26 protein-coding genes are annotated in these 25,939 nt (G+C 62.1%); 10 read left to right on the top strand and 16 right to left on the bottom strand.

Annotation, left to right across the window (positions count from 1 at the left end; genetic code table 11):
* Nucleotides 1-17: 17 nt before the first annotated feature.
* Nucleotides 18-1,058, bottom strand: coding sequence for an esterase-like activity of phytase family protein (locus tag CJZ80_RS04585; RefSeq protein ID WP_233132807.1), 1,041 nt, complete (start codon nucleotides 1,056-1,058; stop codon nucleotides 18-20).
* Nucleotides 1,059-1,718: 660 nt separating this feature from the next.
* Between CJZ80_RS04585 and CJZ80_RS04580 the strand changes: the two genes are divergently transcribed.
* A complete protein-coding gene (locus CJZ80_RS04580; protein WP_144036922.1) occupies nucleotides 1,719-1,961 on the top strand; it encodes a hypothetical protein in 243 nt (80 codons plus the stop codon).
* A 34-nt stretch (nucleotides 1,962-1,995) separates the two neighbouring features.
* Here CJZ80_RS04580 and fldA read toward each other — a convergent pair whose 3' ends face one another.
* Nucleotides 1,996-2,520: a flavodoxin FldA gene (gene fldA, locus CJZ80_RS04575; protein WP_094510900.1), complete on the bottom strand. Its 525-nt coding sequence runs from the start codon at nucleotides 2,518-2,520 to the stop codon at nucleotides 1,996-1,998.
* 157 nt (nucleotides 2,521-2,677) lie between these two features.
* Here fldA and CJZ80_RS04570 point away from each other — a divergent pair, with 157 nt between their 5' ends.
* Nucleotides 2,678-2,986 carry a hypothetical protein gene (locus CJZ80_RS04570; protein WP_094510899.1) on the top strand — a complete coding sequence of 103 codons (309 nt, stop codon included), beginning with the start codon at nucleotides 2,678-2,680 and terminating at the stop codon, nucleotides 2,984-2,986.
* A 178-nt stretch (nucleotides 2,987-3,164) separates the two neighbouring features.
* Here the strand turns inward: CJZ80_RS04570 and CJZ80_RS04565 are convergent, their stop codons facing one another.
* Together CJZ80_RS04565 and CJZ80_RS04560 are read right to left on the bottom strand one after the other, a co-directional pair.
* Entirely contained in the window at nucleotides 3,165-4,190 is a 1,026-nt protein-coding gene (locus tag CJZ80_RS04565; RefSeq protein ID WP_094510898.1) for a chlorophyll a/b binding light-harvesting protein, read from the bottom strand.
* Between the two features lie 261 nt (nucleotides 4,191-4,451).
* Nucleotides 4,452-4,997 (bottom strand): ferritin, encoded by a 546-nt coding sequence (locus CJZ80_RS04560; RefSeq protein ID WP_094510897.1) that lies wholly within the window; start codon nucleotides 4,995-4,997, stop codon nucleotides 4,452-4,454.
* Between the two features lie 502 nt (nucleotides 4,998-5,499).
* Here CJZ80_RS04560 and CJZ80_RS14930 point away from each other — a divergent pair.
* Nucleotides 5,500-5,736 carry a hypothetical protein gene (locus tag CJZ80_RS14930; RefSeq protein ID WP_144036921.1) on the top strand — a complete coding sequence of 79 codons (237 nt, stop codon included), beginning with the start codon at nucleotides 5,500-5,502 and terminating at the stop codon, nucleotides 5,734-5,736.
* Nucleotides 5,737-5,881: 145 nt separating this feature from the next.
* On the opposite strand, the gene CJZ80_RS04550 is transcribed toward CJZ80_RS14930, so the two are convergent.
* A complete protein-coding gene (locus CJZ80_RS04550; protein ID WP_094510895.1) occupies nucleotides 5,882-7,042 on the bottom strand; it encodes an ABC transporter ATP-binding protein in 1,161 nt (386 codons plus the stop codon).
* Nucleotides 7,043-7,520: 478 nt separating this feature from the next.
* Between CJZ80_RS04550 and CJZ80_RS04545 the strand changes: the two genes are divergently transcribed.
* Complete coding sequence (locus tag CJZ80_RS04545) at nucleotides 7,521-8,096, top strand: ferritin (protein WP_094510894.1); 576 nt, start codon at nucleotides 7,521-7,523, stop codon at nucleotides 8,094-8,096.
* Between the two features lie 160 nt (nucleotides 8,097-8,256).
* On the opposite strand, the gene CJZ80_RS04540 is transcribed toward CJZ80_RS04545, so the two are convergent.
* Entirely contained in the window at nucleotides 8,257-8,532 is a 276-nt protein-coding gene (locus CJZ80_RS04540; RefSeq protein WP_144036920.1) for a hypothetical protein, read from the bottom strand.
* Nucleotides 8,533-8,597: 65 nt separating this feature from the next.
* On the bottom strand, nucleotides 8,598-9,194 hold the full coding sequence (locus tag CJZ80_RS04535; protein ID WP_094510892.1) for a Crp/Fnr family transcriptional regulator: 597 nt from the start codon (nucleotides 9,192-9,194) through the stop codon (nucleotides 8,598-8,600).
* 290 nt (nucleotides 9,195-9,484) lie between these two features.
* Between CJZ80_RS04535 and CJZ80_RS14925 the strand changes: the two genes are divergently transcribed.
* Complete coding sequence (locus CJZ80_RS14925) at nucleotides 9,485-9,697, top strand: hypothetical protein (protein WP_144036919.1); 213 nt, start codon at nucleotides 9,485-9,487, stop codon at nucleotides 9,695-9,697.
* Here CJZ80_RS14925 and CJZ80_RS04530 read toward each other — a convergent pair.
* The 5 genes from CJZ80_RS04530 to CJZ80_RS04510 all read right to left on the bottom strand — a co-directional run bounded on the left by CJZ80_RS04530 (nucleotide 9,648) and on the right by CJZ80_RS04510 (nucleotide 13,959).
* Nucleotides 9,648-10,130 carry a Fur family transcriptional regulator gene (locus CJZ80_RS04530; RefSeq protein WP_233132806.1) on the bottom strand — a complete coding sequence of 161 codons (483 nt, stop codon included), beginning with the start codon at nucleotides 10,128-10,130 and terminating at the stop codon, nucleotides 9,648-9,650. The genes CJZ80_RS14925 and CJZ80_RS04530 overlap by 50 nt on opposite strands.
* A gap of 101 nt (nucleotides 10,131-10,231) precedes the next feature.
* The gene (locus CJZ80_RS04525; protein ID WP_094510891.1) at nucleotides 10,232-11,224 is read right to left on the bottom strand and encodes a lysylphosphatidylglycerol synthase domain-containing protein; all 993 of its coding nucleotides are present in this window, start codon (nucleotides 11,222-11,224) and stop codon (nucleotides 10,232-10,234) included.
* A complete protein-coding gene (gene larC, locus CJZ80_RS04520) occupies nucleotides 11,224-12,465 on the bottom strand; it encodes a nickel pincer cofactor biosynthesis protein LarC (RefSeq protein ID WP_094510890.1) in 1,242 nt (413 codons plus the stop codon). The genes CJZ80_RS04525 and larC overlap by 1 nt, the downstream gene beginning before the upstream one ends.
* A gap of 5 nt (nucleotides 12,466-12,470) precedes the next feature.
* Nucleotides 12,471-13,169 carry a hypothetical protein gene (locus CJZ80_RS04515; protein ID WP_094510889.1) on the bottom strand — a complete coding sequence of 233 codons (699 nt, stop codon included), beginning with the start codon at nucleotides 13,167-13,169 and terminating at the stop codon, nucleotides 12,471-12,473.
* 4 nt (nucleotides 13,170-13,173) lie between these two features.
* A complete protein-coding gene (locus CJZ80_RS04510) occupies nucleotides 13,174-13,959 on the bottom strand; it encodes a hypothetical protein (protein WP_233132805.1) in 786 nt (261 codons plus the stop codon).
* Between the two features lie 166 nt (nucleotides 13,960-14,125).
* Between CJZ80_RS04510 and CJZ80_RS04505 the strand changes: the two genes are divergently transcribed.
* Nucleotides 14,126-15,076, top strand: a complete 951-nt coding sequence (locus CJZ80_RS04505) for a M48 family metallopeptidase (protein WP_198948233.1) — start codon at nucleotides 14,126-14,128, stop codon at nucleotides 15,074-15,076.
* On the opposite strand, the gene CJZ80_RS04500 is transcribed toward CJZ80_RS04505, so the two are convergent.
* The gene (locus CJZ80_RS04500) at nucleotides 15,021-15,317 is read right to left on the bottom strand and encodes a hypothetical protein (protein WP_094510888.1); all 297 of its coding nucleotides are present in this window, start codon (nucleotides 15,315-15,317) and stop codon (nucleotides 15,021-15,023) included. The two genes, CJZ80_RS04505 and CJZ80_RS04500, sit on opposite strands and share 56 nt — an antisense overlap.
* A 65-nt stretch (nucleotides 15,318-15,382) precedes the next feature.
* Here CJZ80_RS04500 and xth point away from each other — a divergent pair, with 65 nt between their 5' ends.
* Both xth and CJZ80_RS04490 read left to right on the top strand, forming a co-directional pair.
* A complete protein-coding gene (gene xth / locus CJZ80_RS04495; RefSeq protein WP_094510887.1) occupies nucleotides 15,383-16,228 on the top strand; it encodes an exodeoxyribonuclease III in 846 nt (281 codons plus the stop codon).
* 178 nt (nucleotides 16,229-16,406) lie between these two features.
* Nucleotides 16,407-16,871, top strand: coding sequence for a hypothetical protein (locus CJZ80_RS04490; protein ID WP_233132804.1), 465 nt, complete (start codon nucleotides 16,407-16,409; stop codon nucleotides 16,869-16,871).
* Nucleotides 16,872-16,949: 78 nt separating this feature from the next.
* On the opposite strand, the gene CJZ80_RS04485 is transcribed toward CJZ80_RS04490, so the two are convergent.
* The 3 genes from CJZ80_RS04485 to CJZ80_RS04475 all read right to left on the bottom strand — a co-directional run bounded on the left by CJZ80_RS04485 (nucleotide 16,950) and on the right by CJZ80_RS04475 (nucleotide 19,457).
* Entirely contained in the window at nucleotides 16,950-17,741 is a 792-nt protein-coding gene (locus CJZ80_RS04485; RefSeq protein WP_094510885.1) for a DUF305 domain-containing protein, read from the bottom strand.
* Nucleotides 17,742-17,862: 121 nt separating this feature from the next.
* Nucleotides 17,863-18,582 carry a glutaredoxin gene (locus tag CJZ80_RS04480; RefSeq protein WP_094510884.1) on the bottom strand — a complete coding sequence of 240 codons (720 nt, stop codon included), beginning with the start codon at nucleotides 18,580-18,582 and terminating at the stop codon, nucleotides 17,863-17,865.
* A gap of 221 nt (nucleotides 18,583-18,803) precedes the next feature.
* Complete coding sequence (locus tag CJZ80_RS04475; RefSeq protein WP_094510883.1) at nucleotides 18,804-19,457, bottom strand: TMEM165/GDT1 family protein; 654 nt, start codon at nucleotides 19,455-19,457, stop codon at nucleotides 18,804-18,806.
* 1,216 nt (nucleotides 19,458-20,673) lie between these two features.
* Here CJZ80_RS04475 and CJZ80_RS14920 point away from each other — a divergent pair.
* Both CJZ80_RS14920 and CJZ80_RS04465 read left to right on the top strand, forming a co-directional pair.
* Nucleotides 20,674-21,810: an alpha/beta hydrolase gene (locus CJZ80_RS14920; RefSeq protein ID WP_144036918.1), complete on the top strand. Its 1,137-nt coding sequence runs from the start codon at nucleotides 20,674-20,676 to the stop codon at nucleotides 21,808-21,810.
* 789 nt (nucleotides 21,811-22,599) lie between these two features.
* The gene (locus CJZ80_RS04465; protein WP_094510881.1) at nucleotides 22,600-25,917 is read left to right on the top strand and encodes a beta-ketoacyl synthase N-terminal-like domain-containing protein; all 3,318 of its coding nucleotides are present in this window, start codon (nucleotides 22,600-22,602) and stop codon (nucleotides 25,915-25,917) included.
* Nucleotides 25,918-25,939 lie beyond the last annotated feature (22 nt).

The raw sequence follows: 25,939 nt of genomic DNA, 5'->3' as shown, positions 1-25,939 counted from the left end.
ACGCTGGGGGTCCTGGATCAGGGACGCGCCGGACAGCGGGGGGCGATCCGGGCGATCCGGTTCGCCTGCATCACATTGAAGTTGTCGTCGCTGGCCAGCAGCAGCGTGGGGCGTCCATCGGCCAGGGCCGGGCCCACGGCGAGGGCCTCCCAGTTGTCGGGGCTGAGCCCGGCCGCCAGCAGATCCCACTGCCGCACCGGTGCGAGTGGTGGGGCGTGCTCACCTGCGGGCCGACTTGCCGGCAGGGGGAAGGCCACCAGCCGCGCCCACCAGCGGTTCGGCGCGGCATAGCCCCGCACCAGCCCCAGCAGCAGCCCGGAGCTCGGCGGGGCCAGCAGCTCGGTGAGGCCCCACTGGGGACCCTCCAGCGCCACCTCCAGACGCCCAGCCGGCAGAAAGGCAGGTTGCGGGGCTGCGGTCTGAGGGGTGGTTGGGGAGGCGTTGCCGGCCAGGCTCCTGGCCAGCGGGCCGAAATGCAGCAGGCGCAGCGATCCCTCCGGGTCCTGCAGCAGGGGCCGCTCGGCCGCCAGCAGTAGAGAAGGGGGCCGGCCTGAACCGCCCGGCGCCGCTGGCGACACCGGCAGCAAGGTCAGCGCTTCCGGCCCTTGGTTCGAGCCCAGGCCCCGCCCCGGCGCCGCCTGCCAGTCCGCCGGCAGGTCAAACGCCTCCTGCAGGCGCCCCGTGGCCCGCTGAAAGCGCAGCAACCGCGGCGGCTGCTCCAGCGTGCGGCGCCCCTCGCTCACGATCCAGAACGATCCGCCCTTGATCACCAGCCCTTCACCGTCGAGGGGGTGGGCAAATGGCTGGCCGTTGGCATCGGTGAGCCTCAGCCGCCGGCCGACCACCGGCGGGATGCCCCCGTTCTCCCCGAGACGCGCGATGCCATGCAGCGGCACCAGGAAGGGTGCGGGGGCGTCGCTGAGCAGCCACAGGCTGCGGCCCTCCGGGTCCATGGCAGTGGCTGAGAAGCCACCGAGCGGTTGGCCGTCGGTGCCCTCCCGGGGCAGCTTCACCTCGGCCAGCAGCTGCCAGCTCACCTCTCCCGGGCAGGGCAGCACCCAGGCTGGCTCCGCGGGAGGCTGGAGCGGCACGGTCAGGGGTGCTACGGGAATCACAGCGAGCAGAGACGGCTCCAAGGCCCACGATGGCGCTGCTCCAGCTGCAGTGGTGCCTCACGAAGGCCTGGTCGTCCGCAACTGGCTCCGTGGTCAATCTGCGGAAGAGGAATGACAGTGCAGATCAGGACTTGTGGCCCAACGAAGACGTGCCCTAGATGCGTCGACGATGGATCAGGCAAGGATCCTGTGACAACGACAGTTGATCGCCCTTGATGCGCGGCATGCCGCCGGAGCGCACGGGATGGGGGGACCTTGAATCCTGAACGCATCGCGCTTGATGAACATCCTGCAGAGGCAGTCAAGCCACAGGCCTTGGATCAAGGACCGATTGCACAGTTGACCCAGGCTGTGTGGTGATCCAGGATCAGCCTGAGCAGGATCAGCCAAACCTGGATCAACTAAGCCCGGATCAGTCAAGTCCGGATCAGTCTTCTCAAGATCGACGAGTCATGATCCCCTTCGTCATAATCAACCTTCTCGGGAGGACATGGAGAATGATGAGCCAGGACGTCGTTGGTTTATTTGCTACGCCCGTGCGTCGCATTTCCAAGGCAAGGCACAGCACACCCCATGATGATGATCTCATCGCACTGCCATGGCGTGATCGTGATGGACGAGTCTCAGATGCACTCAAGCGAAGAGAACGAGATCCTCAATCGCATCCTGCAGCTCACCAGCCTCAGGGATTGGTGCATGGAACGCCTTTCACTGCTGTCGTTGCGATCCGATCTGGAAGATGACCGCTGCCTGACCAGTGAGCATCTTGAGATGCTGGTGGAAACCAATGCCTGGAACATCCTCTGGCTTCCCTCCTGTTGGAGACCCCGGAACGACGAAGGCTGACGCAATCACTACCCAGAGGATTGGCTCCAGAGTGTCAGAACATCCCGGGAGCTTCTGATTGCAGCTGCTTCACCCACTGCGCAAGTCGTTCATCAGTGACATCGGGTTCACTGTCTTCATCGAGAGGCAGGCCGCAGAACAGCCCATTCACCACACTCTTTGATTCTGAAAAGTCGTAGCTAGCGGGTGATACCTTGCCGACCATTCTGGCCCCAGACTGGATGAATGCCGTGTAGAGCTCTTCCATGGCATCGCAGAAGTAATCGGAGTAGGAGGAAGAATCTCCCAGGCCCACAATCGCCACCGTTCGACCGCTCATCTGCAGGTCAGGGATGCTTTCCACGTGGCTGTCCCAGGCGGTTCCGGAGCGCATCGAATCTGCTCCGGTGTTCCAGGTGGGCACGCAACAGATCAGGTCGCCCGAAGCTTCCAACTCCTCGGTAGCGTCGAGATCACCCACATCCTGCACGCTGGCAGAGGGTCCGATCAGCTCAGCGAGGCGGGTGGCAACGCCCTCCGTTTTTCCGGTGGTGGTGGCAAACAAGATGCGAACGGGCATTGTGCTGAATCAGAACGTTGATGTTCTAATCACCAGCAGTCCTTGTGGAGCTGTGTGGAACGACATCGACAGGTGACATTGCCGACATAAGGTCAGCATCAATGGATTCAGGCGATCAAGTCATCAACGTTACGTTGATCCTGTTGCCTTGTATTCCATGCCCAACACGCTCAGTTTCACAGCCATCTCCTCCTGGCCCTCCTGTGCCTTTACACCCCACCACTGCAACACGCCAGCCGTCCATGGGCCGGCTTTGCTGGGCAAGATCCGCCAGCATCAGCCCATCCAGAAGCTCAGCCTGGAGTATCCGGGTCTCACCCAGGAGCAGCTTGCCCTGGTGCAGGGCATCCAGGTGCAGGAACAGACATTGGCTCAGCTTTATCAGGAGTTGCAGGCGGTTGAGGTGATCAAGGCTGAGCTTGAACGGGAGCTGATTGATTCTCTCAGTCCTGTGTCGCTATTCTGACTTTCAGCGTGCAGCCGCCCGCAGCAGAAAGCCCTGGCCGGAAGGCCAGGGCAAGTTGTGAATCTCACAGTCGTGGTTCTGACAGCTGGGCTTCCCCTGGTTGCGGTAAACGCAGACGAGTTTCCACACTGTTTCACCTGTGGAGGTTCAGCAGCGGTGTTCACTCAACGTTGGAGTTTCAGGCAGTCTCCATCATTTCAAGTGCCTTGCCTACCCGGCGGAAATCAAAGCCGAGAGCCCGCAGAGCGTGCCAGAGATGGCCCTGCAGGAAGAAGAAGGCCAGAAAGAAGTGGGCATTCGCCAGCCAGGCACGAGCGGTGTGAACCCCCAACGGCAGATCCACGCTGTCGGCGAAGTAGGGAGAGAAGGAAAATTTCAGCGTGAGCGCAGGCCCAAAGTATTCCACCGGATACACGGTGGTGTTCGAGGCACACCAGAGGCTGGCCACAAATCCCATCAAGGCCACCGATCCAATGGAGTACGACAGAATCGATTCGGCCGATTGAAGAACCAGCTTGCGTGCGAAGGGCAACGGTGGCACCAGGATGTGCCATACCCCGCCCACGGTGAGCATGAAGGCGATCACCACATGGCCACCGATCACATCTTCCAGGCTGGAGATCGAGAGGAAGCTGGTCTGATAGCCCCAGATTGTGGCCAGATCCACGTGCGGTTGCACGGTTCGAACCGCTTGGAGGGCAGGGTCGTAGATGCCCACCCGCTTGGCCAGTTCAACAAACGCAATGGCTCCCAAGCCCAGGAAGATCAGGTGATGGCCCAGGATCACCCCCAGCTTGGCAGGGTCTTCCCAGTCGAAGTTGAAGCGCTTGGCGCCGCCCTGCGTGGTGCCAAGGTCGGTGGGGGCACGGAAGAGGTGCCACATCCCTCCGGCGGCCAGTACGGCGGCGCTCACCAGGTGGAAGGCGGCGATGGCGATGATCGGCTCCGCGTGGGCGATCACACCACCTTCCCCAACGCCAAGACCAAGGCGCGCCAGGTTTGGCAGAAGAATCAGGCCTTGCTCACCCATCGGCTGGGCAGGGTCGTAACGGCTGAGCTCGTAGATGGTGAACGAGCCCGCCCAGAACATGATCAAGCCGGCATGAGCAGCATGCGCTGAAATGAATGTGCCGGCTTCATTGGTCACCAGTGAATTGCCTGCCCACCAGTCAAAATTGACCTTTGGGTTTCCGTACGATTGCATCTAGCTTGCGCGAGGCAGCGCCAATGTAAGTTGAAGCTCAAGCGACTGATGCGTGTGAAATGACTATCTGGCAGCTGATTGCGTACGGGATTGTGTATCAATGAAGCGTTCGTGTCGTGCCTTTGCGGACAATGACCGAGGCCATGCGCTTGGTTGGAGTTGGCGGGGCAGTGGCTGAAACCTCACCAGAACGGCTTCCTTCAGGAACAGGCCACTCGTCACAACGCCCCAGAAGCCCCTCACCACGGGCAATGGCGACTCTCAGGCGGCGCCACCACCACCGCCACCCCGATAGCGGCTGGCCGCACGCTTCACGCTGGCGAGAGCGGTGCCATCAAGGAACTGCTGATCCAGGAGCAACAAGGCGGCGGAGTTGTCCCCTGCCAAGCGCAGACGCTGCAGCACAAAGCGGGCTTCCGCCTCTTCCTGGATCTGTTCTTCGACAAACCAATCCAACATGGCGGAAGCGCTTCGCTCCCCATCCGCTTCCGCCAAGGTGTACAGACGGTTGATGGAGGCTGTGACGGCTTTCTCCATCACGAGCACCTGATCGAACAACGCCTGGGTGGAGTCCCAGGAGCGTTGCGGCGACTGAATGGTGGGCAGAATCACCTGTTCGTCACAGTCGAGCAGATAATCGATCATGCGGGAGGCATGACCTCGCTCCTCATTGCTTTTGTTGAGCATGTATTCGGCGAAGCCGGCAAGATCCTTCTCCCGCAGCCAGATCGACATCGACAGGTAGCTATGGCTGGCGTGAAACTCAGCCTCCAGGTGGGTGTTGATCGCTTGCGTCAACTCTTTCATGTGGTTCGTTCAGTGATGTCTCTCTTGATCTAGCAACCTGAGTGCTCCCCGTGAGCCAGAGTTCACAGGTTGTCGTGTCTGCCCGGAGAGGGTATGAGCGATTGCACACGACTGCCCTTCGAACCATCGATCACCACCGCTCGTGACTTTCATCGCGTTGATCGGCTGCTGCTTCAGAGAGAATCTGCCGACAACAATCTGCAATCCCTGAACCTCCTGATGCCATCAGCTGTGGTTGCGACTTGCGCCATGAGCTGTGGTTCCGACTTGCGCCATGCGTTGTGGTTGCGATCTGCAGTCCACGATTTGCATCACGATCACCAAGTCTTTCCGTCCATGTGTGACAGAACCAGGCTCTTCCAACCATCACCAAGCCCTTCGATCCATGACCAGGCCCTTTGATTCATGGCCGACCCGGTGACGTTCTGAAACCCATGATCTGCTGGTTGTCATCCCTTCCCGACTCCACTGAGTTCTCCCTGACCCCCAAACGGATCCGCCCATGCCCAATGATTTTTCCGGTGAACTTCCCCGCCTGCCCGTGGAGCAGCGCACCAGGAAGCGCACCGATGAGCTCTGTGCCATTCAGCAATGGTGCTTGGAGCGTATGGCCCAGCTGGAGAGGCAAGGCAACAGTGCCGCTGCACGCTGCCTTAAGTGTGAGCATCTCGAATTGCTCAGGCAACCAGACAGCCATCGCACGTTATGGATGCGCATTGAATATGACCCTGAGGGCTGATCCGGCGCTGAGTGGCATTCCTGTTCGCTGGAGGTGCCATTGGCCACAGGATGAGGCGCTGAAGATGACAGCACCTCTGACTGATTGCGCCCACAGTGATGGCGGAGACGGACTCCCTCACCAGGTGGGCTGAGGGAGTTTTTTCTCAGCTCGGAACCAGCGTGGGTTGAGGGCTGTACGTGGCTGGAAAGGTTTTCACCACGGCAGAAGGACGCAGACGCAAGGCGCAGTGCTGGCCGATCTGCAGCGGCATGTCCATGGGTCTGCGTACACGCAGGCGCACATCCCCCTGCTCCACCTGATAGAGCCAGCTGCGGCCCAGAAACTCGCGGCCCATCACTTTGCCGGCGCCGGAATCGTCCGCCTCCAGCTCAATGTCGTCGGGGCTCACCAGCACCTCCACGGCTGCTTCCTGAACACTCAGGCGCGGGAGGGAGGGACCGCTGAGCGGCTGCACCGGCCCCAGCAGTGTGTGCAGATCCGAGCCCTGCCACCAGGCCGGCAGCACATTGCCTTGCAGCACGAAACGCCCCACGAAGGAGGTGGCGGGTTGGTGGACCAGTTGCTGAGGGCTGGCGCATTGGTGCAGACGACCGTCATGAAGCACCGCCACCCGATCACAGATCGCAAGCGCCTCTTCGGGGTCGTGGGTGACGATCAGTCCGCTCGTGCCGCACTGCGCCAGCACGGTGGGCAATTCGCTGCGCAGCCGCAGCCGCACTTCCACATCCAGGTTGGAAAAGGGCTCATCGAGAAGCACCACCGCCGGTTCCGGCGCCAGAGCGCGCGCCAGGGCGAGCCGCTGACGCTGGCCACCGGAGAGCTCGTGCGGGTAGCGCTCCGCCAGTTCACTCAGACCCAGCAGGTTGACCAGCCAGGCGGCACGGCCCTTGTTCTGCCGTTGTCTGAGGCCGAAACAGACATTGCCCCAGGCCGTGAGGTGGGGGAACAGGGCGTAATCCTGAAAGACCATGCCCACGCCGCGGCGCTCGGGAGCAAGGCAGCAGTTCGGACCGGACACCTCGCGGCCCGCCAGGCGGATCACGCCCCGCTGCGGCCATTCGAAGCCGGCGATCAGGCGCAGCAAGGTGGTTTTGCCGCAGCCGGATGGGCCCAGCAAGCCCACCAGTTCGCCCCGCTCAAGACGCAGATCAATGCCTTGCAGGGTCCATTCCGAACCGCCGCAGCCACCGGGAAACCGGTGCCACAGACCTTGCAGTTCGATCGCGTGGAGAGAAGCAGGATTGGGCGCGTGGAGAACAGTGGGATCGGGAGATGGTCGGTCAGATTGATGCGACTGCAGCATGAATCAGACCTCCCCTGTGCTGACGACGGCCTGAAGGGTGATCCCCATCAGATGCTGGCGGCACCGGAAACGAGGCCTCCAAGGTGCCGGCAGCGGGCGGCCCAGAGTGGCGACTACGAACCGCAAATCGGATTGCAATTGATGCTGCTGCGTGATCAACGGCCGCAGCGGCAGGAGCCGCCTTTCCAGTTCGAACACTTTGAACGCTTGCACCCTTTTTTCTTGGCGATTCGGATGCGATCGCGACGTTGCCGTGTGGCTGTGGGTTGGGTGGCAGTGAGTTGTTCAGAGTGAGAGGCCGCTCCGGCCATGGCATTCAGACAGACTCCATCAACTCTAGGTGGTTGAGCTGGCGACTTTCCTATTGTGATCACCTCAGGGTGTGACAAATCGAACATGCCGCTGTGCTGGATCGAGCCGCTGAACTGTTTGCCCTTCCGCCTCTCTAAGCTGAGTCGGCATCAAGCGGATTGCACCCATGGTTCTTGGCACTCAGCACGCCACTGGCACCCTCCTGAGCGGCGGGCGGCCGGTGGCCCAGCCCATGCAGGAGGTGCTGCTTGAGGCGCTTCAGCAGCATCTGGCGATGGAATTGAACGCCAGCTCCGCCTATTGGGCCCTGGCCGTCTGGTTCGCCGAGCGCGATCTGCGTGGCTTCTCCCGCACGTTCAAGGCGGAATCGGATCAGGAACGCAATCACGCCGGCCTGTTCGCCGATTACCTGATCGCCCGTGGCCAGCCTGTGGTTCTGGGCGGTATCAATGCGCCCAAGCAGGTGTGGAACGACATCGAGGACGTGCTTCTGTCTGTTTTTCAGATGGAAGTGGATGTCACCACCTCTTTGCATCAGTTGTATGCATTGGCAGAGCAATCCGGCGATGTGCGCACCACTGTGTTTCTGGATCCCTTGATTGATCAGCAGACGGCCTCTGAAGATGAGGCGGCCCACCGGCTCGGTCGTTGGCGCCTGGCTGGGGGCGAATCTGCGGCGCTGCTGATCCTTGATGCCGAGCTCGAGGGTGGCAAAGCAACACCGTCCAAACTGGCGGCATGATTCCGGCCTGAAGGTGCCTGGAGATCGGCGGTGTCTCTTTGGTCTTGAGCATCATTTCCACCGCTTGTTCAGCCTGAGGCCTATCCGCTATGTCCAGGCCATGGCTCTGGTTGTTTGCTTCAGGCCCGCTTGTTCTTTGAACGGCTTAGTCCACGGTTCATCAGGCCAGGCTGTGGCGGCGGCTGAGTTCCACCAGAAAGGCCACACTGAAGGGATCCAGTCCTGGGGCACGGCGTAGTGCCAGACCGACAGCGTGCACTTCGGCCTGCCGCACCGCCATGCGCTGCAATTCACCCTGCAGTCTGCGGATCAGGCCGGCATCACGGCAGCGCGTCAATTGCGTGGCGATCTGGCGCCGCCGGCTGAGCAGCTTGCCCATTTCACGGCACAGGCTGCCCAGCAGGCTGTCGGCGGGGCCGTCGTTCAATGGGGACAAGGGCGATGGGGCCTCTCTGCAGGGGGGCAGGAGTGAGGAAGAGCACACCACGATCTGCGCTCCGCTCAAGCCGCCGCCAGCGGTGCGGACTCCACCAGGGAAGGGGCCACGCGCATGCCCGTCTGGCCGCTGGGCGCTTCCATCAGTTCTGCCTGCCGGATCCGCGAGATCAGCCGGGTGGTGGTGACGCGGGTGGTGCCGATCAGTTCACCGATGCGTTCGTGGGTGAGGCGGAAGGGAAGGTCGCACCAGGGACCGCAGCGGCGCCCCAGGCGGCGCACCAGCAGACCGAACAGGGCATGGAGCCGTTGCTCGGCACTGCCGAGGTGGCGGATGCGCAGCAGTTGCAGCGTCCATTCATTGACGGGGTCAAAGCCATCACCCGTGCCCGCTTCGCCGTCACTGCGGAAACACAGGGGCGTGAGCGCCTCCACGCAGACCCCTTCACTGCAGAGGCGGTCGGTGCGCAGTTGATCGCCGGGTTGGAGAAAGGCGAGGGTCATGCCCTCGGTTTCCTCGCAGGGGCAGTACACCCGGGCGATGCCTTCCAGCACCTCGATGCAGCTGCCACTGGGACGGTGCAGGGGATCGAGGAGCACCGTCTGGCCGGTGGGCATGCGTACAGCAGCCGCGGGCTGATCGGGCAGAAAGCGGAAACTCACGGATGGGGCTTATTGAGAATGACTCGCACTCTAAACAGCTGTGCCGCCTTTTTGCAAGTGGTTCTCAATAGCAACTGGTAGTTGCAAGCCCTGGACGCCGGCGGGGGGTTCCTGGCGTCGGATCGCCTGTGGACGATCGGCCACCTGGTACTTGCAGGTAAGGACTGGGGCTCTGCTGGCCTGGGCTTTGGCAACGGCGTCTGGTGCTATTTGGGCGCTTCGCATGTGGTGACGGTGCTGGCCTTTGTGCGGCGTCGACGCAACCTGATCCCATTCCCACTTCGTTCCCCATGCTTCGCATTCGCGGTGATCGTGCTTCCCTGCTGGCCGCGCTGGCCACCAACTGGGCCCATCAACAGCTCGGCCTCACGGCTCCGGAGCTGGGCTTCCCTGGAGCCGCGCTGGTCACGGCTGTGGACCAGGACCAGAGGGGGGCGGCTGCAGTGGCGCCGCTCAGCGTGGGGCGGCAGCAGCACAGCGGGGACACAGCGCCCGCACGGTGAGCACACACTCCAGCAGGCGGAAGCCGTGGGTCTGGGCGGCCGTTTCTCCTGCTGCCATCACCTGCGCGCTGTCGAACTCCTCGGTGCGGCCGCAGCTCACGCACACGAGGTGGTGGTGATCGCGGTGGCTGTCGCTGGCCAGCTCAAAGCGCCGTCCGCCTTCCGGCAGCTCCAGTTCCCGCAGCAGCTCCAGGGCACTGAGCAGGCGCAACGTGCGGTACACAGTGGCCAGTGACACGCGCGTCTGCTCCCCCAGCAGCCGTTGGTGCACTTCTTCGGCACTCAGGTGGCTGCCTTCACCGATGCGGCGGAACAGATCGAGCACCCGCTGGCGCTGGGGCGTCAGCCGCTGCCCGCGGCCGTGGAGGCTGTTGCGCAGGCCTTCAGGAATCGCGGGAACCTGGCCCCTACCAGTGGCTGAACGGGTGGGCACCAGGTGGGCGGCTGTGCTTCTCAACAATAGATGCTGTTGCGAATCCTGGACAGACCATGGCGTTGTCGTGATTGTTCCGTTCTCGACCGCCTGTGCACCGATCAGGCGCGTTCACTGGCCAGCTGTTCGTCCAGGCGGGCCGTGAGTGCCCCGAACAGGTCGGCCACGGTGACAACCACGCGGTAGCTGAGGGCCACCGCCAGCAACGGCGCCTCCGGCACCTGGCCGCCGAGCCGGAGCACCAGCACCGCTTCGAACACCCCGAGGCCCCCGGGAGCACCCGGCACCACCAGCCCGGCCGTCCAGGCCAGGGCGAAGCCCGCCAGCCAGACCGGCCAGCTGAGTGACAGCTGCTGATCGAAGGCGATCACGGCGCAGGCAAAGCCGGCGAAGCGAAGTAGCACGAACGGGACCTGGGCCAGCAGGGGCAGCAGCGGGTAGCCGGGCAGAGACACCGGCGGCAGTTTGTCAGTGGCGTCATCGAGCGAGAGCTGGCGCGCCCGCTGCCGCTGCAGCCGGTTCAGAACACGGTTCGACCAACCCGGCATCAGGCCGATCAACGGCAGCGGCGCCACCAGTGCCAGCCCGTCTTGCCAGCCGCCGATCGGCACCATTGCCAGGGCGACACTCGCCGCCAGCAGGGGATCGAGCAGCACGGCCACCAGAGCCAGTGCCGTGCCCACGGGCTCGCGGCTGGCCAGCGGATGGGGCGCCTGAGGCGTGGGGCAATCGGCGGCTGGCGCTTCCGGCCCCGTCCGCAGCGACTGCACGCGTGAGGCCAGGTGCCAGAACCCGCCGGGCAGGTACTTGAGCAGGTTGCTGCGCAGGTAGAGCCGCACGCAGGTGTCCCAGCGGGGTCGTGCCCCCAGCCACTGCAGCCCCACGCTCCAGGCCAGCCCGTTGACCACCAGGCTCAGCAGGCTTACCCCCGTGCCGACCACCAGCCACAGCCAGCCCTGTGGATCCAGTCGCAGTGCCAGCAGTTGCGGCGCATTGGCCAGCAGGGCGGCGAACAGAAAGCCGAAGCTGAGCAGGCTCGCCCAGAGCCGCACGCCGCCGGGCAGGGAGGTCACCAGGTGGCGCAGGTTGGGCATCAGTCCTGGTCCGGCATCGCCGCCGCATTGTGCTCGGCCAGGGCGGCCGGGTCGGCGAGCGCCTGCTGCACCGCCGCGCGCACCTGCCGCAGGCTGAGCTGCTCGCGCCTGGCCAAGGCGATCAGGTCGTCGTGCTCGGCCTTGAGCTGGCGCTGGCCATCGGGCAGCAGCGACACCTTCACCCGCACCGGCCCCCAGGGGGTGGCCAGCTGGGCCTGGTGGCGCGGCAGGCACCAGCGCTGCTGCAGCTGCTCCCGCACCCCGAGGCTGGTGCCATGCCGCCACCAGATCGCCCGCAGCGCTGGCGCCGCCTGGGGGTGTGCCACCACGCTGAGCAGCACGCCGCTGCGTCCCTTCTTCATCAACGCCGGCTGGCTGAACACCTCCAGGGCACCGGCTCGGCGTAGTTCGTCGGCCAGGAAGGCCAGATCTTCGGCGCTGGCGTCATCGATCTGCGCCTGCTGGAGCAGCACCGTTTCCAGCAGCGCGTGCCCGGCCATCGGGGGGGCGCTGGCCTCGCCCAGCCAGAGCCGCAGCAGGTTGGGGCGATCGAGCACGCGGTGACCCAGGCCGATGCCCACGGCGCTGGGCACCATCGAGGGCTGGGCGCCGAAGGCCGTGGCCCATTCACTCAGCAGCGCCATGCCGGTGGGGGTGGTGAGCTCCCCGGCCGGCAGCTCAGCGGCGCCGGCCAGGGGCACCTGCCGCGCGCGCGCGAGCTCCAGCACCGCCGGGGCCGGCAGCGGCAGCAGGCCATGGGCGGAGCGCACCGTGCCGTGGCCGGCCGGCGGCGGCGCACAGATCAGCGGCTCCACCTGGAAGTGCAGCAGCCCGGCGCACACGCCCACCACGTCGACCAAGGCATCGACGGCCCCCACCTCATGGAAGTGCACCTGCTCAGGGGCATGGCCGTGCACCCGGCCCTCGGCTTCGGCCAGGCGGGTGAACACCGCCAGCACCCGCTGCTTCAGGGCCGGCTCCAGCGGCGCCGCGCCGATCTGCTCGCGCAGCTCCAGCCAGTGGCGGTGCGGCGGATGCGGCTCCAGTCCCTCCACCGAGACGCGGGCGCCGCGCTGGCCACCGCTGCGGGCCTCGGTGACGGTGAGGCGGTAGGCGCCGGCCAGACCGAGTTGCGCCAGGGGGACCTCCACCACGGAGCGCGGCAGGCCCAGATCGAAGAGGGCGGCCAGCAGCATGTCGCCCGCCACCCCGGTCGGACAATCCAGATAGGCCAGCGCCATGGCGGTCAGCCGGGGGTGGGTGCCGCCTGGGGCTCCGTGCTGCGCAGCAGACGCGGGGCGGCGGCCACCAGGGCCTCGGCGCGCCCTTCCAGCTCGTTTTGCCGTGCCCGCAGCAGCTGCTCTACCTCGCGGCGGGCGCGGCGTTGCTCCAGCTGGGCGGTGGCCACATCAAAGCCGGAGAGACCCCAGAGACGCCCGAGCAGGGCCTTGTCGTCGGAGCCGCCGCGCGAGTTGCCGTAGAGAAGCTGTTCGGCCACCATGCCCGCCTGCAGCACCCGGCTCCAGCGGCGCAGCTCCTCGGCCGGCAACTTGGCGTGGGCCGGCAGCTCGAATTCGGTGCTGCCGTTGGCGCTCAGTCCTTCGCGCAGGCAGGCCAGGCTGCCCACCAGCACCCGCCGCACCGGCAGCTGGTCGTGGTCGGCGACGAGGGCATGGCCGGCCTCGTGCACCGCGATCCGGTGCAGCCGCCCCGCACCACCCGGCAGTGCTTCAGCCAGCAGGTGGCCGCCGCGTCCCCCGAAACGCAACGCATCGAGGCTGAGCGCGGTGAGGGCGCTGCCTGCGGCCAGGGCGATGATCCAGGGCGAGAGACCCAGCACCGGGCCGAGCACCGCCAGCAGCGTGATCGTCGCCACGGCGATGCCGGCGTTGAGCGCGGCGGTGGACCCATCCCCCACCGGCTTTGCGGGACCAGGCGTGGCCATGGCCTCAGCTCCCCGGGCGCCGGATGGCGGTGCGTTGAGGGTCGCGGACAGGGCTGCCCGCTGCTGCTCCGCTGGCCGGCGCCCCGCTGGCGCCCGATCCCACCGGAGCACCGGCCCGGCGGTCACCGCCGCGGGGGGCGCCACGGCCGGCACCATCCCGCCCGTTGCCACGCCCTTTGCCACCGCGATTGCCCCGTTGGGCCACCGGACCGATCACCTCATACGACTCCACCTGCAGCGCCTGGCCATCGCGGCGCAGGTGCAGGGCCACGAAGTGACGCAGATGCTCCAGCGGGATCTCGCCGCGCAGCTGCAACTTGAACGGCTGCGGGCGGGTTTCCTCGCCCCGGGCCTGCTGGCGCACCTTCACCACCAGCTCACCGCTCTCCGGCCGGGTGAATACCAGCTCACCCCGCACGGAAAAGTAGCCATCGCCTTCCGGCAGCTGGTCCACCGTGGGATCGGCAGCAGCATCCGCATCGGGAGCATCTGCTTCGGCGGCCAGCAGGGTGCTCGGTTCCCACACGCCCACGATCTGCAGGTGCAGGGTGCCGGTATCGCGGCAGCGGGGGTACACCACCCACAGGTGGGGCCTGTCCGGATCGAGGCGACGTCGCACCAGGCTCAGTACCCGGCCCAGCAGCACCGCTTCCAGCTCGGTGCCGTCTGCCGTGCGGATCAAGCCGCGGGTGTCGTGCTCCGGATCGGTGGCCACGTACTGACCCTGCACCACGCCGATGGCCCGGTACTGCATCGGCTCGGTGACCGGGGAAATCGGATGGAGGCGCATTGGAGCGGGCGCTGGCAGAGAGGGCTGGCGGGGGATCCTGCGGGAGCGAACTCCTGACGGGATCAGGGTGTTGGGGGCGTGATCAGGGGTGATCCGCCGTTCCGCGGCCCGGAGCGGAATCTAGCTGTGCCTTCAGGCGTCAGACTTGCCGCAGCCACCCCTGCACATGTCGCCCCGTTCGTCCGTCGGCTCAGCCCTCTCCAGGCGCTCCGGGCTGCTGGCGGGCTTCGGCGTGGCCCTGCTGGTGCTGGCCTCGCTCATCGGCGGCTGGTGGCTTGGCCGGCAAGGCCCCAGCACCAGTGCCGAACTCCGTTCCCGCCAGGTGTTGCAGCAGGAGATGCTGCGGTTGCGGCAGCAACAGGCCGATGGCCAGGCCAGTGATGTGGAGCAGCGGCGCCTGCTGCAGTTGTTGCTGGCGCTGGAGCAACCGGCGGAGGCCACCCAGCTGCTGGAGGCGATGGCGGATCAACAGCCCGATCGCTGGTCGTTGCGGTTGCTGTTGGCGGAGCTGCGCCGCGACCAGAACGATCGGGCCGGCGCCGAACGGGAAGTGCGTCAGCTGCTCAACCTCAAGTCCGACCGCATCGAGGCCCTGCAGCTGATGGCGCTGCTGCAGCTGGAACAGGGGCGCGGCGCCCAGGCCCAGACGCACCTCACCAGCGCCTATGTGGCGGCCACCAAGCCGCAGCTCCAGCCCCAGGCCCTGCCGATCGGCCTGATCCTCGCCGACCTGATGCTGCAGCGCGGCCAGCTGGAGCAGGCCGATGGCCTCTACCGCAGCCTTGCCGCCAGCTTCCCCGGCGATGTGCGGCCTGTGCTGGCCCGTGCCCTGCTCAAACAACAGCAGGGGAACAGCAAGCTGGCGCTGGAATTGATCGCCAAGGCCCGGGCGATGAAACCCGAGCAATGGGATGCACGGGTGGATCAGGTGGCCGCCAGCTGGGGCCTGAAACCCCTGCAGCGGCCAACGAAGGGAACAGCCACCAAGAACCCGGCCCCCACCAGCGATCCGCCGGCGCCGTCCATCAGCAGCCCGGATGGGGCCACAGGCGCTGGGGCTCCTACGGCCCCTTCACTCCCGCAGAACCCGGCGTCGGCTGCGCCTCCATCTCTCTGAGCGCCCGGTCGATGGCGTCGCCCGGCGGTGTGGCGTTGTCCATGGCACTGCTGCGGCGCAGCTGGTTCATCAGCTCCAGCGGGTTGGTGGCATCGAGCACGCTCTTGGGCCGCTCGCCCGGGCCGTCGAACACGTTCTGCTGCTTGGTGGGCGGCGCGTAGGGGTTGTCAGCGCGTGCCTCAGGCATCGCCAGCGGCATGGCGAGCACGGCAAGGGCCGCAAGAGCCACGGGACGGACCATGACGGGTGACCTGAGGTGACGGAGCGTGAGTCAATGCTAGGGGTCTTCGACTGACGCCTCCGCCCATGCGCATCGCCACCTGGAATGTGAACTCCATCAGGATGCGACTGGAACAGGTGACCGCCTGGCTGCAGCGGGAGCGGCCCGATGTGCTGTGCCTGCAGGAAACCAAGGTGGAGGATGGCAAGTTCCCCGCCGAAGCCTTCACCGCCCTGGGCTACGCAGTGGTGATCAGCGGCCAGAAGGCCTACAACGGCGTGGCGATTCTCAGCCTGTTGCCGCTCGAGCAGGTGTGCGTCGGTTTTGAGGCCCTGCTGCCCGGCGACCCCGAAGCCGTGGCGCTGGGGGAACAGAAGCGGGTGATCAGCGCCCTGGTGGACGGCGTGCGGATCCTCAACCTGTACGTGCCGAACGGCTCGGCGCTGACGTCGGAGAAGTATGCGTACAAGTTGGCCTGGCTCAGCTGCCTGCGCCGTTATCTGGCGGCCCAGGAGCAGGAAGGCGATCCGCTCTGCATGGTGGGCGACTTCAACATCGCCCTTGACGACCGCGACATCCACGATCCTGAGCGCCTCAGCGGCGGCATCATGGCCAGCGCGGCGGAGCGCGAGGCGCTCACGGCGGCGCTGGGGGAGCGGCTGGTGGATGTGTTCCGCGTGTTCGAGCCCGACAGCGGCCACTGGAGCTGGTGGGATTACCGCACCGGTGCCTGGGACCGCGACCGGGGCTGGCGGATCGATCACATCTATCTAAGTGCGGAGCTGCTCGCCTGCTCCACCGGCTGCGTGATCGACAAGGGGGAGCGGGGCCACGACCAGCCCAGCGACCATGCGCCGGTGGTGGTCAATCTGGAGCTGCAGCAGGACGGTGACGCTGACGAGGACGGGGAAGCTGACGACGCTGCGAGCTGAGTCACTGGTGATCACCTAGCCCCTGAGCCCGACAGCCGCCTTGCTCTCTGCTGGGCCGCCGCCGTGGATGGGGCCGACGGCCGAGGGGGGATTTGTGAGCGTGTTCTCAGGCCATGGAGGGAAAACGTTCTCAACGTTTCAGCAGCGCCTTACGATCGCCGCCACTCGCATGCCACTCATGCTCTCCCGCCTGCTTCCTCTGCTGGCTGTGCCGCTGCTGATCGGTTCGACTGGCGTCGCCTCCACAGCGCAGACGTGCCGGTTTCTGCAGCCGATTGGTGGTACGGGCAGTCCGATCGTGGCCAAGTCGGTGGGTGCGGGCCGGATCTTCGGCAAAACCAACTGGAACACCGATTTCATCGTTGATCAGCCCTACAGCAGCTTCAAGTTCTTTTTCACCGCCAATTCTTCCGACGCCAATGCCACCTATCCGGTGGAGGCCTTCATGAAGTTCACCGATGGCTCCAACCTTCAGGTGGTGAATGAATCGATGAACCCGCCGATCGGCCGAGGCCGCATGTTCGGTCCGTTCCCTGCCATTCCGGGCAAACAGGCCAGCCAGATGAATTTCAAGGTGGGAGCCAGCAACGACCCGGGCGCCCTGGGCTTCAGCTATCGCATCTCCGTGCAGGGCTGCAACTGATCACGGCGGGGCCCCAGGCTGATCCGATCTCTCTCCTTTCCTTCTGGAGGCTTCAGCCTGAGGTACAACGGGCCTTGATCAGAGCCGGAACAGGGGGTCGTAGCGGTAGTACTCAGGCTTGCGCAGGCCCTCCACAGCCAGCATCCGGCGCAGCTCCATGATTTCGGCGCGCTGCGCCACGATCACCCCGCGGGCAAACCGACGGATCGTGGGGTTGGTGCTCTTGGCCAGAGCATCGTGCGCCATCACCAGTGCGCCGCCGTGGTGCTCGAGCATGCCTTCGAGGAACCACACCACCCGGTTCTGCGGTGTAGGGAGCGCGCCCATCATGCGCATGCCGTCGATCTGGGCCTGGCTCATGCGGGTGAGGCCGCTGAGGCTGTTGGGATCCCCACCGCTGGCCAGCGCCACGGGATAGACGGGCGCTTGGGGGTACCAGGCCCGGCGCCAGAGGCCCATCGCCCGGATCTCATTGGCCTGATCGCGCCAGATCGCCTTGCCCAGCGCCCCCACGCCCGGCTGGCCGATGCCGAAGACGATTTCACTCATCCGCAGCGCCCCGGTGTGGTGCTGAACCATGCCGTCGATGAAGCGCAGGTCGTAGGTGGCGCCTGCAGGGCCCACGTCATGGGCGTGGCTGCTGTGGTCGTGGTGGCTATGGTCATGGCCGGCATCGCCTGGGGCTGGCCTGGCCGCGGGAGGGTTGCCCGGTGTGCCGGTCATTCCGGGTACGGCGTGATGGTCGCCGTGCTGCCCGTGGTTGTCTGCGTGGCGCTGCAGGTCCGGGGGAGTTTGGGCCAGGCCGGGGGCTGCCAGCGCGAGGGCGGTGGCCAGGCCCATCAATGCGGCGGGAGCAGGGAAGGTGCGCATGGGGTCGGGCTGGATTGACCTCACCGTATGGTCTCCCCCCTACTGGAGAGTCAAGTGGGCTGCGGGCTGCCGTGTGGCTCCAGGTTTGCGGCACCTGCCAGGCACGCTGTGGCGTTGCCCTTCAACCCCTCAGCAGCATCCACAGCCCCATGGCCACCATCGCCCCGTTTTCCAGCACGCTCACCAGGCCCAGTGGGGTGCGGCTGTTGCCGCCCACGCAGGCGCAATCAAGGTCGAGCTTGTCGACATAGACCGCCTTGATCACCGACACCCCACCTTCCAGGCCCATGGCAAGCGCCAGCAGGGCGATCGGCGCGGCCTCGAGGCGAGCCAGCAGCGCCAGACCCAGCAGCAGTTCGAGGTAGGGGAACACGCTGGCGTAACCCCCCAGCCACCGGGTCAGCACGTTGTACTTGCGGAAGGAACGGCTGAACGCCGGTGGATCCATCAGTTTCAGGCAGGCCAGCAGCGCCAGCGCCATCCCCATGAAGCCCCCCGCGCCGTTGCCGAGCGCCAGCGCGATCAGCGCCGCGATGGCAAACACGGTGATGACTGGCCTGTAGCTGCGACCCCCCGGCTGGCGTGGTTTGACCCCGAGCCGCCGGGCCAGCTCTGAATAGCCGCCGATGCGTTCGCCCGCGGCGAACACCTGCGGGGTGGTGCTCACCCCATGGGCCGCCTTGAAGCGCTCCACCTCCTCCTGGCTGAGCAGCAGATGGTCGTCGTAGGGAATGCCCAGCTCCTGCAGCAGGCCTACCGCCAGCTCGCCATAGGGGCAGACGTGGCCGGAGATGGCGATGCGATGCAGCCGCACAGGTGGTGGCAGGCGGGCGGGTGTCATGGCTGATCAGGCAGTGAGCCTCACCGTATGGTCTCCTCTCAGCTGGAGAGTCAAGAGGTCGTCTGGAGAGTTTGCCGCGTGGTGAGCCGGCGCAGGCCGCCTCTGCCAGGGGGCGCCGACACCTTGCGCAACAGACACGACCGGGGCAATGCGTCGGTCCCCTCGATCCACAGCCCCTTGACCCGCCTGGCGCGGTGATCCGTAGCACAAGCCGGCGGGATTCAGCGCATGGCCTGCTGCAGGGCGAACAGGCCGAAGGCCAGGAACAGACCGCCACTGAGCCGGTAGAGCATCTGCTCGCTGATCTTCTGGCCGATCCACTTGCCGGCTCCCACCGCCAGCCCGGTGACCAGGGCATGGCCGCCCAGGGTGCCCGCCAGCAGCGCGCCGAAGGGGAAAGAGGGCGCCGTGGCGAGAAAGATGGTGGCGAACTGGGTGCGATCTCCCAGCTCGGCGATGAACACCAGCGCGAAGGATTCCCAGATCACTGCCAGCGGCGTGGTGATCCGGTAGCGGCGCTCGGCCGCCTCAACGGCCTCTTCCGCATCTCCGGCCTCAGCCGCGGCAGCCCCCGGTGCCATGGCCTGGGCGTCGATCAGCAGCTTGATGCCGAAGCCGAGAAACAACGCAGCTGCCAGCCACGGCACCACGCTGGCTGGCAGCAGTTCCCGCAGGCCATAGCCCATGCCCAGCGAGATGAGCGTGACGGCCGTGAGGGCCGCAAAGGAACCGATGAACACCCAGCGGGCCCGATGGCGGGCCGCCAGGATCAGGGCCATGAAGAAGGTCTTGTCGCCCAGCTCGGCCAGGGTGATGGCCGTGAAGCTGGAGCCGAAGGCAGCGGCCCCATGGCCGGTGAGGAAGGGAAACGCCATGCGCTCAACGACACCCTGAACGGATCAGAACCAAGGCGTCGGGGGCGGTCACTGTCAAGTCAGGTCCATGCATGGCTACTATGCATGAACATTCCCGCATGAACCATCCCCGCTACTGCCACAGATCCGATGGTGTGGCGACCCCTAGGTTTACCGACGGGCAGGCTTGACCGACCCAAGTCCCAGAATACAATAAGAACACAGTAAAAAAGAACACAGTAAAACACAGCACCGTCCCTGATCATTCTTTTGTGATCTCATCACTTGGCTGTGGTTTTGGCCGACAAGCTGCCGAGAGGCGGCAATGACGAGGAATCCATGGCCAAGTCACGCAACCCGTGAGAAGTTTCTCGCTGAGATGAACAAGCCGGGGCTCTGAGATGCACTGGTCGACTTAGCGAGTCTTTCAACTCCTAAAGCAGCTCCAATGCAGGACGACTGTCCAATGCGCTGGGTACCGTGCTGCTGATCCACCTGTTGCAGCAGCGGAAATCACTGAGCGATCCTGCGATGGAGGAGCCGCTGCCTTGATTGAACTGCTCACCATGCGGCGCCTTCCCGTCATCGCCAGCTGATTCTGCTCACCTGGTAGCAGACCCAGCGAGCCGCGCTGCGGGCAGCACTGCCACAGCGACGTCAGGTTTGTGCCCCCCACCAGCGCCAGAGACCCCCTGCTGTCGACATCGGCTGACATCACACCCATGTCTACGAGAAGGCCCGGCACTAACACCCGCTGCAATGGCGCCGATCCAGCCTCTGCTGGCGCGAGCCAGAAGTGGTGTGGATCAAGAAGCCGCCAGAAGAGCCGATCCGGATTCTGGCAGCACCCTTGCCCTGGGAAGCTTGGAGAGCAGCCCGGGAGTGACAGTTGTCATGACGTTATCGTCAAGGCTGGCGGCACATTGTTCAGTTTCTAACCACGCCCCACAAAGAAAGTCAATACTGGTAGTGAACGTGGATTGAGGAGGAGTTGTTCGTGGTGAAAGTGACCGCAATGTGTCTGTCGTGGCGGAGCTGTGACCAAGACCAACCGAAAACCAGAACCGTATCAGCCATTGTGGATCCTTCTGCAGCTGTCGTTGCCTGAAAGTGACTGCGAGAGAAGGTGTCAGGGTTGAAGATCAAGGGTTGAGGCAGATCTCCACACGCATCGATCGGATGACTCATCGATGCCACTTCCATGGTGCATTTCGCCAAGCCCTGTAGGATGCTCAGGATGTCCGAGTTCGCATTGAACACCGTAATGGCGCACATCAAGGGTGATCACATGGAAGATTTAGTTATGACAAGTTCTGACCATTCACGTATTGAGGCACACCCATACATGGCCCCACAGTCGAGCTCTTTCAATGCCGTTGCTGCCAATCAACCTTCTGTATTGCCCGCAGTTTCTTCTGGTAAGTCACCAAGAAAGCTGAGGTTCCATCTTTTGATGCTGACAGCGTTTCTTCTGATGGATACGATGCTCTCAAGTTGTGCCATGGCACGGCCATTCAAGCGTCGCGTTGAGGGACAAAGGCAATCAGCAGCATCCAAACCAGTCAATGTGTCGACGAGTGGAACTGCTTACTCTCCATTGATCTCGGGCGCTCCAATTGGCAGTAACAAGCTTGATATCTATCCATGCAAGCAAGCTTCCGGACGTCCATGCCCGACACTAGTCTATGTTCACGGAGGTTCTCTGATGAGAGGAGATAAGAGGAGCGTCGGCTCTATGCCGGAACTCTTTAATCGTAATGGCTTTTGCCTTGTCTCACTCAATTATCCAGTCTACGGGCGTCCCATCCCAGGTCTGATCGAGCAGCAAATGTCTGCACTGTCTTCTGCCACTGCATGGCTCAAGGGCAATCTTGGAAGGGTCAACCCATCATGCTCGATGAATGATGCTGCCATCATGGGACATTCAGCAGGTGCATACCTGGCATCGCTTCTTGCCACTAGTCCACAGTATGGAACGTCAGCAGATGCTTATCAGAAGTTTATTCTGAATGACTCGAACTGGTACACGGGTAAAGTTGGAAGATACAAGGACAGTCTGGCGATTATCTTTGGTAAGAATGCCGTAAGCGGGTCAGGTAAGAACTCTACTATCGCCAAATGGGTTCCCGCTCAGCTGGTTAAATCATCATGCCCGAAAGAGTCATCACCCACCGATGTGATGATCATGTATTCAACGCAACGTCCCAAGAGTCAGCAAGCTGAAATCAGGTCATTCGCCAATACGCTGAATGGATGTTCCGCTTTCAATGCATCCCTTTCGGCTCATGGGTATGATCATAAGGCAATGCATACCAGCATCGGAAAGCCTGGCAGTACGACGGGAGCGGCCATCCTTGCATTTCTCAAGCGATGAGATAACGCCGATAACTGATAGATAACTGATAGGTAAAGGACAGCAGCTGGAAAGGGTCTTTCCTATCAGTCTACATCGAAGTAACATCATTCTCGGTGTTGTCTCCCTACTCGACTTGATGAGTCTTTCACGGGCTTGAGATTACAATGACGAAAGGTCAATCGAACGGTCTGGTGGAGTCACTGGTTATCTGCACCACCCTGCATCTTCTCCTAGGTACCTCCTACGCCGCAGTATCTGTGGCAAGGTCACAGATCATCTGGTCCATGGGCTCAACCAACCCAGGCTGAACTGACCCAGACATCATAGAGATGGCCTGGGTTGAGGCGATGGCTCTGACCACTTGTCAGATCATGTTGGCCAGCGAAGGCATCAGCATGCTCCTGTGATTATTGAGGTTTATCGGCATGAGCCCTGTGATTGTGCTTGGCCTAGCACGGTTGAATCGATGCCAGTCAACAACATGATTTCAATGATTGGTAACCAAGATGACTTTCACATTTTAGTGATTCTGCTAGGAATACCTGTTGGCTTGCTGTATCGCGATGAATTGACTACCGAGAGCATTAACCAGGTCACTCCTCGTGTAAACGCATCGCTGGGCCTGGCTATCCCCTCCTGCCACGAATGGAGACGGAGAAGTCATGGTTGCGTCAGGGTTCCTGCTCTCATTCGGACCATTCAGTACGTCTTGCGGTAAGACCTACGCTATCTGCCCCCCGCCATGTTGTCTCCGTGTTTTGGCGGTGTTCCCACAGTCCCGTCTGGACATACTCATGCTAGCCTGATATGAGTCACAAGGTTTCTATGCAGGGCTACGCAATTGTAGGCATGGCTTGCAGATATCCGGGAATCAAAGACACTTCATCATACTGGGATGCACTCGTCAGGGGTGAATCACTTCTGACAGAAATGAGCGATTCTTGGTCTAGGGCTTACTATAACCAATTCCAAGATAGATCTAATCCGCGCGAATCATACTCTACGATCTATACAAAGAAGTATGGATCTATCGCTAATAACAGCTGGATTGATTCCATTCGGTTTGCGTTCCCTCCTAACCTAGTTGAAGGAGACCCATCTCAGTATCTCTGCCTGCAAGTGGCCGCCGAGGCCATGGCTGATGGGTTGCGCGGACGTGCGCCGGATTGGATTCCTCATGAGCGTACAGGTGTGGTGGTTGGGATGGGAGACCATCCTCATCGAGGCATCGTAGGGGCGTTGATGAACGGCATGATCATGGAGCATTTTATTGATGTTCTTGCTGATTCTGTCGGTGCTGTTCTGAAAGGTGAGCGCAGAAAGCAGCTACGCTCATTCCTTTCATCGACCTATGAGTTGGTTGCTGATCCGGCTATAACACCAAACCTGATATCTAACGTAGTCTCTGGAACAATCGCCAACAGGCTTGGCCTCCTTGGCCCTAATTACCTTGTGGATGGCGCTTGTACGTCTGGCATGATTGCAATTGATCATGCAATCAAGCAATTGGACGCTGGCGATGCCGACTTGATGTTGGTCGGTGGTGTCCAGGCAACAATGAACTTTCCTATCTACCAGTTATTTTGCACGATTAATGCTTTGTCTGAAGAGGGTATTTTCCCGATGTCAAAATCCGCATCCGGAACGCTTCTTTCCGAAGGTGTGGGCTTTGTCGCAGTAAAACGCCTTGAGGATGCGGTGCAGTCTGGAGATACGATTTATTCCATTATTCGTTCAGTTGCACTGGCCAGTGATGGAAAGGGCGAAGGGCTGTTGGCTCCAAACCGCCAAGGACAAGTCGTCGCGATGAAACGGGCCTACGAAAAATGTAGCCTTGAGCCGTCGGATGTTTCCTTGGTGGAGGTTCATGCAACAGGAATCCCCCATGGTGACAACACAGAACTCTCCTCAATGCTTGAGGTCTTTGGTGATTGTCATCGTGGTCTTTCAACCATTGCCATTGGATCAATCAAGTCATTGATCGGCCATACGATACCCGCATCGGGGGTGGCTAGCATTATCAAAATCTCTCTTGCTTTGCAGAACAGGCTAATTCCTCCTTCGATCTGCCCGGATCCGTTAGAGGCTGTTGCTGACCATTCAACTCCATTCTATATCAATCGCACATTGCGGCGTTGGGTGCATTCACCATCCAAGCCACGTGTGGCGGCCATCAATTCGTTTGGCTTTGGTGGGATTAACGGCCACTTGCTTCTTCAGGAGTTTACCGCCCCTGATCAACGAAATTCGTCCCCAGTGGTTCTGTTCCCATACCAAATCTCCAACACTCCCGATACCGCTGAGAATTCAGGGGCCCCCCTTGCAACTGATCTGTCTGGAAGAACGTACCGTGGGTTGCTTCAGTACAAGCAGTATGGTTATACAACGATTGGTCGAGCAGCCTTTCTGGAGGCAAGCTCCCGTTCCGAGTTGCAGTCATTGATCGCTGACATTGATGTTGATGAGATCCAGCAGGCGGTTCTCATCCGCAGATCACCTGCCAAGGAGCAGACCGCAGAGGCTTCGCTCAGGCTCGTTGTCTTTGCGCCGTCACTCATGAAACTCAGTGAAGGGTTGCAGGATGCATCTGCTTGGCTAGGTAGCAACCCATCTTCTCAGGCACATCGTGGACGTAACTTTATCTATTCGGAGTCGACAAGCTCAAAGGGTAAGGTTGCATTTCTGGTTCCTGGAGAAGGTGTTCAGTCTCCAGAAATGCTTAGTGATCTCACAAAGAGTATTGATCTCTTTTCCTATTGGTACAGCTTCATGGACGGAGCCTTGGATCGGGATATTTCACTAGGCTTGGTTACTAGTATGCCGAACGCAGATCTTGATTGTGCTAAATCGGCCAATGCAAAGCGATTGGAACTTCTTTTTGCCCAAGACTCGGCCACGCAAATCATAGCTGCTTGCCTGATGTCTTTCTACGAGATTGCCTCTCGGATTGGACTCAAGCCTGACCAGCTTATTGGTCATAGCCAAGGAGAATCGAATGCAGTGATGCTTTCAGGCAGTCTTACCACAATGAAAAACGAAGACGACCTTCGGACGAGAGTAAGGCAGATTCATGATTTCTTTTCTCAGGCAGATTCAATCGATGAGTTCCCCGAAGGATCTACGTTCGCCATTTCCGGTCTTGAATCTACCCAGCTAAAGGAGATCCTTGAACGTCGTAGAGAATGGTCACTCATTTCAGATAATTGTCGCTCGCAGCGTATTGTCTTTTCTGAAGCTGCCTTCAGCAAGGAGCTTGAAGAGAATGTGCTCGCCGCAGGTGGATCTCTGTTGCCAACTCCTCTAACACGGCCTTATCATACTCGCTATTTTCAGCAAGGAGCTGAAACACACAGAAGGCTCTACCGCCAATTCCCTCATTCTATAAGGATTGAGCCTCAGCATGCAACTGTGTACAGCTGCCTGACCACTCAGCCTTATCCCAATGACTACGAAGAGGGCACACGCATCTTCATTGACCAGTGGGTTAATCCTGTTAGATACGAGGAGACAATTCGGAATATGTATGCCGATGGAGCCAGGTACTTTGTTGAGTTGGGTCCTAATACAACGTTGACTAGTTACACTAAAGAAGCTCTTTCTGAATGCTCTGATATCGTCGCCGTCTCGCTCGGCACTTCTCGTAAAGACAGCACCACTGCCTTCCTGCAATCGATAGCAACCTTATGGACGTCTGGTCTAGACCTAGACCTTGATGCTCTCGATGGCCTCTTTATTGAGCGCTATAGGACTGGCTTGACGATGGTGACGAGACCTGCAGCTGCTGTTTCAGTTCTCTCCGAGATCCCTCAGTACAACTCCGCAGGTCTCAAGGAGTTTCTTGCTTCCCTGTCTACGGATTCCCCGACTGCTGCCAACACAGATCGGCAGGAGTCAACAGCCCAATGGATACCCATCCAGGAGGAGAAGCCCATTCCTTCTCCTGTTGAATCGAATTCACCTGGCATCCGGGCTTCTGCCCTTCACTCCCACTCTTCTGAATTGGTTGGCTCACAGGAGGATCCAGCTTTGCAGCAGCAGCTGCTGCTGGAGCACAGCCGAACCATCATGGCGATTCTGGCTAGCGCTGATGCCACCTCAAAGCAAATCTTCAGTCAGGTTGATTGATCAGTGCAACTAATGCTTGTAC

Origin of the sequence: Synechococcus sp. MW101C3 (genome assembly GCF_002252635.1) — a bacterium.
Taxonomy (GTDB): domain Bacteria; phylum Cyanobacteriota; class Cyanobacteriia; order PCC-6307; family Cyanobiaceae; genus MW101C3.
The sequence above is the reverse complement of the archived record's forward strand: the minus strand, read 5'-3'. Positions and strand labels throughout refer to the sequence as shown.

Bases quoted from the DNA above. Each gene is read 5' to 3' on its own strand.
- CJZ80_RS04570 (WP_094510899.1), top strand. From the start codon at position 2,678: ATGCCCAACACGCTCAGTTTCACAGCCATCTCCTCCTGGCCCTCCTGT.
- CJZ80_RS04465 (WP_094510881.1), top strand. From the start codon at position 22,600: ATGAGTCACAAGGTTTCTATGCAGGGCTACGCAATTGTAGGCATGGCT.
- CJZ80_RS14930 (WP_144036921.1), top strand. From the start codon at position 5,500: ATGCCCAATGATTTTTCCGGTGAACTTCCCCGCCTGCCCGTGGAGCAG.
- CJZ80_RS04475 (WP_094510883.1), bottom strand. From the start codon at position 19,457: ATGGCGTTTCCCTTCCTCACCGGCCATGGGGCCGCTGCCTTCGGCTCC.
- CJZ80_RS04515 (WP_094510889.1), bottom strand. From the start codon at position 13,169: ATGGCCACGCCTGGTCCCGCAAAGCCGGTGGGGGATGGGTCCACCGCC.
- CJZ80_RS04485 (WP_094510885.1), bottom strand. From the start codon at position 17,741: ATGCGCACCTTCCCTGCTCCCGCCGCATTGATGGGCCTGGCCACCGCC.
- CJZ80_RS04525 (WP_094510891.1), bottom strand. From the start codon at position 11,224: ATGCCCAACCTGCGCCACCTGGTGACCTCCCTGCCCGGCGGCGTGCGG.
- CJZ80_RS04505 (WP_198948233.1), top strand. From the start codon at position 14,126: ATGTCGCCCCGTTCGTCCGTCGGCTCAGCCCTCTCCAGGCGCTCCGGG.
- CJZ80_RS04560 (WP_094510897.1), bottom strand. From the start codon at position 4,997: ATGAAAGAGTTGACGCAAGCGATCAACACCCACCTGGAGGCTGAGTTT.
- larC (WP_094510890.1), bottom strand. From the start codon at position 12,465: ATGGCGCTGGCCTATCTGGATTGTCCGACCGGGGTGGCGGGCGACATG.
- CJZ80_RS04545 (WP_094510894.1), top strand. From the start codon at position 7,521: ATGGTTCTTGGCACTCAGCACGCCACTGGCACCCTCCTGAGCGGCGGG.
- CJZ80_RS04490 (WP_233132804.1), top strand. From the start codon at position 16,407: ATGCTCTCCCGCCTGCTTCCTCTGCTGGCTGTGCCGCTGCTGATCGGT.
- CJZ80_RS14925 (WP_144036919.1), top strand. From the start codon at position 9,485: ATGCTTCGCATTCGCGGTGATCGTGCTTCCCTGCTGGCCGCGCTGGCC.
- fldA (WP_094510900.1), bottom strand. From the start codon at position 2,520: ATGCCCGTTCGCATCTTGTTTGCCACCACCACCGGAAAAACGGAGGGC.
- CJZ80_RS04510 (WP_233132805.1), bottom strand. From the start codon at position 13,959: ATGCGCCTCCATCCGATTTCCCCGGTCACCGAGCCGATGCAGTACCGG.
- CJZ80_RS14920 (WP_144036918.1), top strand. From the start codon at position 20,674: ATGTCCGAGTTCGCATTGAACACCGTAATGGCGCACATCAAGGGTGAT.
- CJZ80_RS04550 (WP_094510895.1), bottom strand. From the start codon at position 7,042: ATGCTGCAGTCGCATCAATCTGACCGACCATCTCCCGATCCCACTGTT.
- CJZ80_RS04500 (WP_094510888.1), bottom strand. From the start codon at position 15,317: ATGGTCCGTCCCGTGGCTCTTGCGGCCCTTGCCGTGCTCGCCATGCCG.
- xth (WP_094510887.1), top strand. From the start codon at position 15,383: ATGCGCATCGCCACCTGGAATGTGAACTCCATCAGGATGCGACTGGAA.
- CJZ80_RS04565 (WP_094510898.1), bottom strand. From the start codon at position 4,190: ATGCAATCGTACGGAAACCCAAAGGTCAATTTTGACTGGTGGGCAGGC.
- CJZ80_RS04480 (WP_094510884.1), bottom strand. From the start codon at position 18,582: ATGACACCCGCCCGCCTGCCACCACCTGTGCGGCTGCATCGCATCGCC.